This window comes from Halorussus caseinilyticus (assembly GCF_029338395.1).
GTDB classification, from domain to species: Archaea; Halobacteriota; Halobacteria; order Halobacteriales; family Haladaptataceae; genus Halorussus; species Halorussus caseinilyticus.
The window spans coordinates 3,058,714-3,070,889 of record NZ_CP119809.1; the positions used below are offsets into that span (position 1 = coordinate 3,058,714).

Sequence of the window (12,176 nt, forward strand, 5' to 3'; positions counted from 1 at the left end):
CTCTGCCGTAATAAATCTTTCCAGTATCTAGGCACCCCCCACCCACCCCACCACCTTCTCACGCTCCACCCGAAACGAAGGGGTGGGGGAGGTCCCCTTCCGTTCCATCCCTTCATCCTACCACCCCTCGTCCGACCTCCGGCTCACTTCACTCCGTCCTACTCGTGTCACAATTTGACTTGTGCCCGTCGTGAACAATCAACGCGGGATGTTCGATTCAAACTCCGGATAACTTCGTACGATTTCGACCGGCTTTCGAACGGCCTCACACCACACCATACTCGGCGACTCGACACGAAATGCCGCCGTCTCTCGTCTCGAAAGACTCGTTCCACGTGAAACGACGAGGGAACCGATGATACAGAACGACAAAGCGAGTAGAACGACAGACGATGCAGGTGACGAGGTATCACAAAGAACTCGGAAATCGCCGAACTGGAGATTGCCGATTTAGAGTATTCCGACACTATTCGGCTTCTACTCCCCGTTTCTGGCCTTTCAAAACCTCTCGGTATTTTGCCCAAATCGACCGAAAGAAGAAAGAGTTTAATACCCTGCTGGACCTTTGGTTCTTCTGCATCAACTGGACGCGCCCGTCGCTTCTCGGATTCGGCATCCCGTCGCTTTCGGTCGGTTCTGCCGAAATCTGCTCGCGCGTCGCGCGTCTTCCACCTGAAACGGAGGGGTCGGAACGAACGCATGACAGACGAAAACACCCAACCGACGGACGACGCGGTCGATGTCAGCCCCGACCGTAGCTTCGACAACGTCGATTTGGACGACGTGGTCTTCGACGACGAGGGCGACGACCAAGGGCTATTCGACGACCTGCTGTCCGGCGAACCGATATTCGAGAACAAGGAGGTCCTGCGGCCGTCGTACACGCCACACGAACTCCCACACCGGAAGGACCAAATCAACAACATGGCGACGATTCTGGTCGCCGCGCTTCGGGGCGAGACGCCCTCGAACATCCTCATCTACGGCAAGACCGGGACTGGCAAGACTGCCAGCGCGAAGTTCGTCAGCAAAGAACTCGAAAGCACGTCCCAGAAGTACGACGTTCCCTGCAACGTTGAGTACATCAACTGCGAGGTCACCGACACGCAGTACCGCGTCCTCGCGCAACTCGCCAACAAGTTCATCGAGAACAACCAAGCGTTCGTCGAGGACCGCATCGCGGAACTCCAGACGCTCCGCGAGGAAGCGACCGCCGACCCTGCCAGACTCGGAGACACCGGGTTCGACTCCCCGGATGCTGTCGATGCGCGCATCGAGGACTTGCAGGACGACCGCGAAGAGATGGAGTCGGTCCCCATGACGGGGTGGCCGACCGACCGCGTGTACAACACGTTCTTCGAGGCCGTAGACTACGAGGAGCGGGTGGTCGTCATCATGCTGGACGAAATCGACAAACTGGTCGAGAAGTCGGGCGACGACACCCTCTACAACCTCTCGCGGATGAACTCCGAGTTGGAGAACTCGCGGGTCTCCATCATCGGCATCAGCAACGACCTGAAGTTCACCGACTTCCTCGACCCGCGCGTGAAGTCCTCGCTCGGGGAAGAGGAAATCGTCTTCCCGCCGTACGACGCCAACCAGTTGCGGGACATCCTCCAGCACCGCGCGGAAGTCGCGTTCAAGGCCGACGCGCTCAGCGACGATGTGATTCCGCTCTGCGCCGCGTTCGCCGCCCAAGAACACGGCGACGCCCGGCGCGCGCTAGACCTGCTTCGGACCGCGGGCGAACTCGCCGAACGCGACCAAGCCGAGGGCGTCAACGAGAAGCACGTCCGGAAGGCCCAAGAGAAGATAGAACTCGACCGCGTGGTCGAAGTCGTCCGCACCCTCCCCACCCAGTCGAAACTCGTTCTCTTCTCCATCATCTCGCTGGAGAAGAACGGCGTCCACAACGTCAACACCGGCGAGGTGTACAACATCTACAAGCGCCTCTGCGAGGAGATAGACGCCGACGTACTCACCCAGCGCCGCGTGACCGACCTCATCAGCGAACTCGACATGCTCGGCATCGTCAACGCGGTGGTCGTCAGCAAGGGTCGCTACGGCCGGACGAAGGAAATCAGCCTCTCGGTGCCGATAGACGAGACGGAGGCGGTCCTGATGTCCGACTCCCGACTCGGCGACATAGAGAGCGTCCAACCGTTCGTTCAGGCGCGATTCGACAACTGAAGACGTAGTTCGGCGACCGAGAACGTAGCTACGCCGCGCCGGAGAACTGGAGGCGAACCCACCCGAGCCACGGGACGCGGACCTCGGCGGTGCCCCGGACCCAACTCGGCCTCACGGGGTCGCTGAGCGCGCCGCCGCCCCACGACGCTTGGTCGTAGAAGCTGTTTGCGTCACCTTTCGTGATGAACCCGGAGTTCGGGGCCGGGCAGTTCGTCAACTCCTCGCAACTGTCGGCGGAGATGTACTGCTTGTCGGCCTCGTCGTACCAGTTCTCGCCCTCCTCGACCCAGAATCTGGCGCGGTGGATGATGGGTGTCTCGTATTCTCTCCCGTCGGGTTGGTAGATGATTACGTCGCCGTAGTTGTTGAAGGACTTGTACCCTTTCTCCTCGCCGCCCCGATACGTGACGACTCCGGTGTTCGCGTGAGCGGCCGCGGGCGCGAGACGACCTTCCTCCATGATGAACACGAGGTCGCCTTTCTGCATGTGGGGTTCCATGCTCCCGCTCTCGATGGCGACCATCGGGGGCCAGACGCCGCTGACGGCGAACAGAAGGAGACCGATAGCGATGACGATACCCGCACTGCTCAACATCTCGCGGACGAACACGACCGCCCCGTTGTCGCTGTTGCGGAACCGGCGGACGAGTGCGCGGGGACCCGTTCCCTCCTCGCGTTCGCCGCCGTCGGGTCGCGTCCGGCGGGTCGCGCGCTCGCTCCCGGAGCGCACAGACCCGTCCGCGGCCGCGTCGTCAGACTGCCCGTCGGACGGAGCGACCGGACTAGTGGTCCGGTCCTCGTCCGACGGGGGACCGTCTCGGGAAGAATTCATCGGACACACCTTACCGTTCCGAGGTTGTCAATTTTCCGGGTGCGGTACGCGGACGTTGGGAACGTTCCACACGAAACGGTGGGGTTCTGCACGAGAAGCGTCGGATTTCCCGACGGAAAGCGGGCCACCCGACGGAAACGACGAGGATACCCGTGAGACGTGACGAGACGACTCCACAGGAAACGCCGGGATACCTGTGAGAAGCGACAAGGAGTACTCCACGCGAAACCACGGGGTTCTCCGAGGGACGAACGGCGGACCAGACGACTGAGCCTGTTCTAGAACCTCTTAGAATATAAAAATATGTCTTTAAGACATAATATAATTGCTTTCGGACGGCAGAAGGTTTCCGACCGCTATCCTTCGCTCGTCGAGGGCACGCGTTCGCGCGGACACGCAAATGCGTGTCCGCGCATCTGCGCGTCGTCGTCGCTAGTCACCACTAGTCGCCACGGCGACGTTAGTCACCACGGCGAGACTTCTCTGTGAGTCACCACGACGGAACCGCTAGATTAGTCCCCACGACGGGACCGCTGGTCGTGGTTCGTCGTGGTTCGGTAGCCTCCCCCGTGGCCTACCGCGGTCCGCTATCCTTTTGACGAACCCCCGGAATTGAACGAACGTGCCGCTGGAGACCCCCGCTCGTATAGTTAGCGAACTCACCAGTCGGGGCTACAACGCAGACCGGGAAGCGGTGACGCTCCTCGCGGGGGCCGACGACCCGCGCGCCGCCCTCGACGTGGCCGTCGAACGCGCGCCCGACGACGCGCTGAAACTCTCGGCGGACCACGTCGAGCGCGTCCTCACGGAGCGTTCGGCCGACGGCGACACCTCAGTTTCGACTGGAAGCGAAAGCGGAAATAACCCGCAGGTGAAAGCGAGGCCTCCAACCGAAACGGAGGGGATGAGTGTCGAGGGGACGAACGACGAGGGAGTGGGCGACGGGGGAGTAGGCGACGAGAGAGACGAGGATTCGGAAGGCGTCGGCGAGGACGTTATCGACGTGTCCCGTCCCGACGAGTCGGTCCGGGACCCGAATTTCGACGCCCGGTCGCTCGACGTGTCGGGCGACATCACCGGCGAGAGTACCGGAACCGGCGAGTACGAGGATTTCGTCTCCGTGTTTCGGGACCGGTTCGAACGCCTCTCCAAGCAGTTGCGCTCGCGGGTCAATGCCCGCCCGACCTCCGCGGTGCAGGCGATGCCCGGTGGCGGCGAAACCGCCATCGTCGGGATGATAAGCGACATTCGCTCGACCGCCAGCGGGCACTGGCTCATCGAGTTGGAAGACACGAGCGGAACCTACCCCTGCCTCGTGATGAAAGACCGCGAGTTCGCGGACCTCGTGGACGAACTCCTCTTCGACGAGGTAATCGCCGTGGAGGGCACCCTCTCGGACGACAACGGCGACGGCGACGGCATCCTGTTCGTGGACTCGCTTTACTTCCCGGACGTGCCCCGGACCTACAAGCCCTCGACGGCCGACCGGCACGTGCAGGCCGCCCTCATCAGCGACGTTCACGTCGGTAGTCAGGAGTTCATGGCCGACGCGTGGTCGCGGTTCGCCGACTGGCTTTACACCGAGGAGGCCGAACGCGTCGAGTACCTCCTCGTCGCGGGCGACATGGTGGAGGGCGTCGGCGTCTACCCCGACCAAGACGAGGAACTCGACATCGTGGACATCTACGACCAGTACGAGCAGTTCTCGGAGTATCTGAAGGAAGTGCCCGGCGACCTCGAAATCATCATGATTCCGGGCAACCACGATGCGGTGCGCCTCGCCGAACCCCAACCGGGATTCGACGAGGAGTTGCGCGACATCATGTCGGTCCACGACGCCCGCATCTCGGGCAACCCCTCGACGGTCACCGTCGAGGGCGTGGACGTGTTGATGTACCACGGGGTCTCGTTGGACGAGGTTATCGCGGAACTCCCCGACGAGAAGGCCAACTACGACGAACCCCACAAGGCGATGTATCAACTCCTGAAGAAGCGCCACGTCGCGCCGCAGTTCGGCGGCAAGACCCGACTCGCGCCCGAGGAGAAAGATTACCTCGTGATGGACGACGTGCCGGACGTGTTCCACACTGGCCACGTCCACAAACTCGGGTGGGGCAAGTACCACAACGTTCTGGCGGTCAACTCCGGGTGCTGGCAGGAACAGACCGCCTTCCAGAAGTCGGTGAACATCGACCCCGACGCCGGGTTCGCGCCCATCTTAGACCTCGACACTCTCGACATGACCGTCCGGCAGTTCAGCTAACTTCGGGCCGGTCCTCGGCGGGTTCGTGTTCTTTGTTCCACTTGAAACGGAGGGGTGAGCAGGCTACGGGGTCGTCGTGTCGAGGCGATACTTGACGGTCCGGCCCCCCTCGAACCGCGGGCCGGTTCCGACGCGCCGGAACCCGGCGTCTTCGACCACCGTTCTCGTCTCCGCTTCGTCTTCGGGAACCAGTGCTTCGACGGCCATGCCTTCCTTTCGAGCGAATCGAACGGGTTCCTCCAGCAATCGCTCGCGCGCGGCCCGCGAACCTCGGAGGTAGGTCACGCGGACGGTTCCGGGCATCGCATCGAACCCCACGAAACCGGCGACTTCGGGTCGCCCGCCGTTCGGCCCGTCGGCGTCTTCGTCCACGCCGTCGTCGCTGTCGGCGGCGTCTCCGTCGCCTCCCTCGGTGGCATCGTCGGACTCCTCTCCGCGCTCGGCCACTCTGACCGTCCGGTCGTGGATTACGTTGCGCATCACCTCGGCGGGAGCGTCGGCGAGTTCGCCGAGTACGTCCCCGTCCTCTTCGACTGCATCTCGCACGCGCATTGTTCACGTATCGACCGCCGACTAAGTTAAAGCCCGCGGGGAACTCGTGGTTGATTCGCCGACGTGTTGGATAGGATATACACGAACAGGGCTTTTTCTCTCGGGAACCTATCTCGTGGGTATGACTGACACGGACGGCGCGGAACCGGACGACCCCGACGCTCGGACCGACACCGATTCGTCCGACACCGACGCGCCCAGTTTGGGCGCGTCGGTGTCGGACGAATCGAACCGCTGTGACTTCTGTCGCCTCCCGTGCCCGACCGACCCGGTGACGCTCGAACGCGAGTCGTCGGTCTACGAGTTCTGTACCGAGGCGTGCCGGGACGCGATGGTCGAGAGCGACCGGGTGTTCACAGAGTACCACGGCTTTCGCCGCATTCGAACCGGCGTCTCTGGCTTGGACAAGTTCCTCCCGCAGGGGTTCCCTCGAAACTCGTTCGTCCTGCTGGCGAACGACGAGGGGTCGCGCGACGACGCGCTCCGGGCCGAACTCGTCTGGCGGGCGCTCGAACGCGACGAACCCGCCGCAGTCGTCACCTTCACCGAACCCGCCATCTCGGTCGTCGAGGGGTTCCTCTCGCTCGACTGGAACGTCCTGCCGTATCTGGAGTCGGGCCAACTCCACATCGTGGACTGTTTCACCTACCGGATGGACGACCGGGACCGCGAGCGCATGTTCGAGCGGATGGACGAGTGGAACCGCCACATCTACGGCATCACCGAGCGAGTGACCCGGACCGTTCGGGACCCGACCGACGTTATCGAACTCCACAACAAACTCGACAACTGCCTCGAGGGACTGGAGATGAGCGACTGCGGGGTGGTCGTCATCGACTCGCTGACCGAGTTCGGCACGCTCGTCCAACCCGTGCAGGCGTACAACTTCGTCAAAGACGTTCGCGCCGACGTGTGTAAGGGCCGGTTCGTCCCGGTCTTCGCGGGCGCGACGTTCACGAGCGAGGAGGACACCTTTCCCCACGACCTCGGCTACGCCGTAGACGGCATCGTGGACATGCAGGTCAACGGCTCTATCGTGGAGGACACGCTCATCAAGCGCATCCGCATCCGGAAGATGAACGGCGTGTTGGCGATTCCCGAGTGGGTGGCCTACGAGTTTACCGGGGGCGACGGACTCGTCACCTTCGACCCGATGGCCGAGATAGACGAGACGTACGAGGACGGCGACGAACGCGACGGCGGCGACGAACACAGACGAAACAGACTCGACCGACCCCGAGACAACTCTAACCCGGAGGACCCGGAGTTCGTGGAGACTGGTCGCCGGTAGCAAAGCGGTGTGGTGGCAAGCTTCTCAGACATGGAAGCAGTTATCTGCGTTCCAGAGTTAGCCTCTCGCATGCATCTGTGTCCCATACTGGATTCCCCGAATCTGCAGGTGATAGTATGCGAGTAGTAGCGAAGTTCGGCGGAACGAGTCTCGGAAGCGGCGACCGAATCAACCGGGCCGCGGACTCGGTGGCCGGTGCAGTCGCCGAAGGCCACGAAATCGCGGTGGTCGCCAGCGCGATGGGCAACACCACCGACGAACTCTTGGACGACATCGAGTTCGAGACCGACGAGGCCGACCGAGCCGAAATCGTCAGCATGGGCGAGCGGACCAGCGTCCGGATGCTGAAAGCCGCCTTAGCCGCCCGCGGGGTCGAAGCGGTCTTCGTGGAACCGGGAAGCGACCGCTGGCCGGTCTTCACCGACGAACACGGCGAACTCGACGCCGAGAGGACCAAAGAGGCCGCCGCGGAACTCGCCGCGGAACTCGACGGCGTGGTCCCGGTCATCACCGGATTCCTCGCGGAAGACCCCGAGGGCAACGTGACGACGCTCGGACGCGGCGGGTCCGACACCACTGCGGTCATGCTCGGTAACTACATGGCCGCCGACGAGGTGGTCATCGTGACCGACGTGGAGGGCGTGATGACCGGCGACCCCAGCGTCGTGGAAGGCGCGCGCAACGTCGGCGAAATCTCGGTGGACGAACTCCGCAACCTCTCGTTTCGCGGCGCGGAGGTCGTCGCTCCCAGCGCACTCTCGTACAAGGACGAAAACCTCAGCGTCCGCGTGGTCCACTACCAGCACGGCGACCTGTTGGCGGGCGGTACCGATGTCGTCGGCGAGTTCGAGAACCTCATCGACATGCGCGAGGAACCGCTGGCCTGCCTCACCGTCGCGGGGCGGGCCATCCGAAACCGACCGGGAATCCTCCAAGAACTCTCGACCGCGCTCGGCGACAGCGACATCAACGTCGATGCGGTCGCAAGCGGGATGGACTCGATTACCTTCTACGTGGACGAGACGGTGGCCGAACGCGCCGAGAACATCCTCCACCGCGAGGTCATCGAAGTCGATTCGCTGTCGAGCGTCACCGTCGAGGACGACGTGGCCGCCATCCGCGTGATGGGCGGGAAACTCCCGAACCAACCGGGCGTCATCCGGAACCTCGTCAATCCGATTGCGGAGGAACACATCAACATCCACGACCTCATCACCAGCGCGACGAGTGTCGCGGTGTTCGTGGACTGGTCGGACCGCGAAGCGACGCTGGAGATTATCCAGAACCAACTCTAGCCCACCACCTTTTTTCTTCGTCGGGTGGCCGCAGGCCGAGGGCCTGCGGCCACCACTCCTCGAAAAAGCTGCACCGTCAGAGACAAGCTCTGACGAGCCTTCGTTCGCTTTGCTCACGAAGAGACCAAAAAGGCCGCTCGCTCACTCCCTCCGGTCGTTCGCTCTGAGCCTCGGGGTCGGCGTCGTTCTCACCCGCGGTCGCTCGCCCCGGAACGCTTTTCACGGATTACGGACAACTTCCGGGTATGCCATCCGAACCCCTCAGCGGTGGTAGCGTTCGCCAGCCACGGCACCACTCCGCGGGGTTCGGCTTCTTCTTCGCGTCCTGACCGGGCGGCGGACTCCCGGCCGAGCGAGGACCTCGGCGGGGACGAAACCGCTCTCGCGCGGACGACTCCGACGAGTCGGAGTCGTCCGCGCTTCAGAAACGATAAACGGACGCACGGGCACGGTATCAGCAAAGAGAGCCTGACGCACGATGAAACTACCCGAATCACAGGTCGCGGTACTGCAAGCCGCGAGCGCGAACGACGCACGGAGTATCGAACGACTGGCAGACGAAACCGACCAGAAGCCCGAGACGGTGACGGGCGCGGCCTTCGAGTTGGAGTCGGCGGGTCTGGTCGCAGTCGAAGAGTCCACCGACGAGACGGTCGAACTCACCGACGAGGGCCGCGAGTACGTCGAAGACGCCCTGCCCGAGGTCCGACTCTACGAGACCGCACTCGAAGCGGGTGCCGACGAGGAACCCGCCCAGATGGGCCGCGTCATCGGCCAGTCCGGTCTCGAAGGCCCGCAGGTGGACATCGCCCTGTCGAACTACGCCCGGAAGGGCTACGGCACCATAGAGAGCGGCGAGATTACCGCCGACCCGGACGCCGACCCCGAGAGCGACGCCGAGGCGAGCGCACTCGCGGCGCTCGACGGGGGCGAGCCGGTCGAAGACGAGTCGGTCCTCGACCAGTTGGAGAGCAGGGGTCTCGTGTCGATTGCCGAGTCCACGGTGCGCTCGGTGACGCTGACCGACGAGGGCGTGACCGCGCTGATGGAGGGCGTCGAGACGGCCGAGACTGTCGGTCAACTCACTCCCGAGATGCTGACCTCCGGCCAGTGGCGCGACGTGGAGTTCGCCGAGTACAACGTCGAGGCCGACGCCGAGGAGGTCACGGGCGGCAAGACCCACATCCTGCGCCAGACCGCCAACCGCGTCAAAGACACGCTGGTCGGCATGGGCTTCGAGGAGATGGAAGGCCCGCACGCCGACGCGGACTTCTGGATAAACGACGCGCTGTTCATGCCCCAAGACCACCCGGCGCGGACCCACTGGGACCGGTTCGCCCTCTCGAACCCGACCGAAATCGGCGACCTGCCCGAAGACCTCGTAGAGCGAGTCGAGAACGCCCACCACGAGGGCGTCGGCGAAGACGGCGAGGGCTACCACTCGCCGTGGTCCGAGGACTTCGCGCGGGCCATCGCGCTCCGGGGCCACACCACCTCGCTGTCGATGCGCTACCTCTCGGGCCACGAAATCGGCGACTTGGAGCCGCCACAGCGGTTCTTCAGCGTCGAGAAAGTGTATCGGAACGACACGCTCGACCCGACCCACCTGCTGGAGTTCTTCCAAATCGAGGGGTGGGTGATGGCCGAGGACCTGTCGGTCCGGGACCTGATGGGGACCTTCGAGGAGTTCTACGAGCAGTTCGGCATCACTGACCTGCGGTACAAGCCCCACTACAACCCCTACACGGAGCCGAGTTTCGAGCTGTTCGGCGAACACCCCACCACGGGCGAGTTGGTCGAAGTGGGCAACAGCGGGATGTTCCGCGAGGAAGTCCTCCGACCGCTCGGCGTCGATTGCGACGTGATGGCGTGGGGACTCTCGCTCGAACGCCTGCTGATGCTGATGTACGGTTTCGAGGACATCCGGGACATCCACGGGACGCTGTGTGACCTCGAACTGCTCCGCGAGACGGAGGTGCTGCACTGATGCCTGTCGTAGACATAAACCCCGACGAACTCCGCGAGTTGACCGGCCACGACGAGAAGTCCGACGACGAACTCGTAGACGACCTGTTCGCGCTCGGTCTCGAATTCGAGGGTCGAACGGAGGACGACGACCTCCAGTTGGAGTTCGCGCCCGACCGACTCGACCGACTCTCGGTCGAAGGGGTCGCGCGCTCGCTTCGCTACCAGTACGGCGACGACCGGGGAATCTACGTCCCCGGCACCAACGACGCCGACTGGACCATCGAAGTCGATGAGTCGGTCCCCGACGAGCGACCCTACGTCACGGGCGCGGTGATTCGGGACGTGAGCCTCGACGACGAGGCGTTGAACTCGCTCATCCAGTTGCAGGAGAAACTCCACGCGACGATGGGCCGCAAGCGCGCGAAGGGCGCAATCGGCATCCACGACCTGACGATGCTGAAAGGCGAGGCGCTCACCGAAGAGGAGTCGGAAGTGGGCAAGTCCATCACCTACCGGGGAATCGACCCCGACGGCGACCGGTTCGTCCCCCTCGACGCGGACGCCGAGATGACGCCCGAGGAAGTCCTTCGCTCGCATCCGACCGGCGAGACTTACGCCGACCTCGTGTCGGAGTACGACCGCTACCCCGCCATCTACGACGACATCGGTCTGTTCTCGTTCCCGCCGGTCATCAACGGCCGCCGGACCGAGGTTTCGACCGACTCGCGGGACCTGTTCGTGGAACTGACCGGCACCGACCAGTGGACCATCGACCACATGTGCAACATCATCTGCTACGCGCTGGACGCCCGCGGCGCGAAGGTCGAGGAGGTCGAAGTCCGCTATCCCGACCGGACGCTCGTCCGTCCCGACTTCGAGGTCCGCGAGAAGACGGTGACCCACGAGGACGTAGAGAGCATGCTCGGCATCGACCTGAGCGCAGAGCGCGTGCTGGACCTGCTCGAACGCTCGGGTCTCGACGCCGAAGTCGAGGAAGTCGGCGACGACGAACTCGCCTACGAAGTCGAAGTGCCGCCCTACCGGGTGGACGTGCTTCACCCCCTCGACATCGTGGACGACGTGGGTCGGGCCTACGGCTTCAACGACCTCGAACCGCGCTACCCCGACGTGGGGACGGTCGGCGGCCGACACGCTCGGTCGAAGTTGGAGGACGCCGCCCGTGAGGTGCTGGTGGGTCTCGGCTTCGAGGACCTGCTCAACTTCCACATGATTAGCGAGGAAGAGAACTTCGACCGGATGAGCGTCGCTCCGGACGACGACGCCTTCGGCGCGGACGAACCCGCGACTATCCTCGAACCCTACAGCGAGGACTACACCATGCTCCGGACGTGGGCGCTCCCCTCGTTGCTGATGGTGCTGGAGAACAACACCCACCGGGCCTACCCGCAGGACCTCGCGGAAGTCGGATTCTCGGCCCGCGTGGACGACGGCCAGAACACCGGACTCGCCGAGCGCCGGACGGTCGCTGGCGTCCTCGCGCGCCACGACGCCTCCTACGAGGACGCGAAGGCCCGACTACAGGCCATCGCGCGCAACTTCGACGCGGAACTCGAAACGCCCGCGACCGACCACCCGACGTTCATCGACGGCCGCGCGGCATCGGTCGTCATCGACGGCGAGTCGGTCGGCGTCGTCGGCGAGGTTCACCCCGAGGTGCTGGTCGAACACGACTTGGAGTTGCCGGTGGCGGCGTTCGAGTTCCGACTCGACGCGCTGGAATAGCTCCGGGTACTCTTTTCGGCCGTGTGCCGCGGTTTCTTTTCC

Annotated in this window: 8 protein-coding genes; 6 read left to right on the forward strand and 2 right to left on the reverse strand. The window is 63.8% G+C overall.

The window, feature by feature from the left end; translation table 11 throughout:
• Positions 1–699: 699 nt before the first annotated feature.
• A complete protein-coding gene (locus tag P2T60_RS15480) occupies positions 700–2,190 on the forward strand; it encodes a Cdc6/Cdc18 family protein (RefSeq protein ID WP_276280139.1) in 1,491 nt (496 codons plus the stop codon).
• 28 nt (positions 2,191–2,218) lie between these two features.
• On the opposite strand, the gene P2T60_RS15485 is transcribed toward P2T60_RS15480, so the two are convergent.
• On the reverse strand, positions 2,219–3,022 hold the full coding sequence (locus P2T60_RS15485; RefSeq protein ID WP_276280140.1) for a S26 family signal peptidase: 804 nt from the start codon (positions 3,020–3,022) through the stop codon (positions 2,219–2,221).
• Positions 3,023–3,644: 622 nt separating this feature from the next.
• On the opposite strand from P2T60_RS15485, the gene P2T60_RS15490 reads away from it, so the two are divergent.
• Positions 3,645–5,285, forward strand: a complete 1,641-nt coding sequence (locus P2T60_RS15490) for a DNA-directed DNA polymerase II small subunit (RefSeq protein WP_276280141.1) — start codon at positions 3,645–3,647, stop codon at positions 5,283–5,285.
• Between the two features lie 63 nt (positions 5,286–5,348).
• On the opposite strand, the gene P2T60_RS15495 is transcribed toward P2T60_RS15490, so the two are convergent.
• Complete coding sequence (locus P2T60_RS15495) at positions 5,349–5,837, reverse strand: hypothetical protein (protein WP_276280142.1); 489 nt, start codon at positions 5,835–5,837, stop codon at positions 5,349–5,351.
• A 121-nt stretch (positions 5,838–5,958) separates the two neighbouring features.
• Between P2T60_RS15495 and P2T60_RS15500 the strand changes: the two genes are divergently transcribed.
• The 4 genes from P2T60_RS15500 to pheT all read left to right on the forward strand — a co-directional run bounded on the left by P2T60_RS15500 (position 5,959) and on the right by pheT (position 12,134).
• A complete protein-coding gene (locus P2T60_RS15500; protein WP_276280143.1) occupies positions 5,959–7,128 on the forward strand; it encodes an ATPase domain-containing protein in 1,170 nt (389 codons plus the stop codon).
• A gap of 116 nt (positions 7,129–7,244) precedes the next feature.
• Complete coding sequence (locus P2T60_RS15505) at positions 7,245–8,423, forward strand: aspartate kinase (protein WP_276280144.1); 1,179 nt, start codon at positions 7,245–7,247, stop codon at positions 8,421–8,423.
• Positions 8,424–8,901: 478 nt separating this feature from the next.
• Positions 8,902–10,410 carry a phenylalanine--tRNA ligase subunit alpha gene (pheS, locus tag P2T60_RS15510; protein ID WP_276280145.1) on the forward strand — a complete coding sequence of 503 codons (1,509 nt, stop codon included), beginning with the start codon at positions 8,902–8,904 and terminating at the stop codon, positions 10,408–10,410.
• Positions 10,410–12,134 carry a phenylalanine--tRNA ligase subunit beta gene (pheT, locus tag P2T60_RS15515; protein WP_276280146.1) on the forward strand — a complete coding sequence of 575 codons (1,725 nt, stop codon included), beginning with the start codon at positions 10,410–10,412 and terminating at the stop codon, positions 12,132–12,134. Before pheS ends, pheT begins: the two co-directional genes overlap by 1 nt.
• Positions 12,135–12,176: the final 42 nt, after the last annotated feature.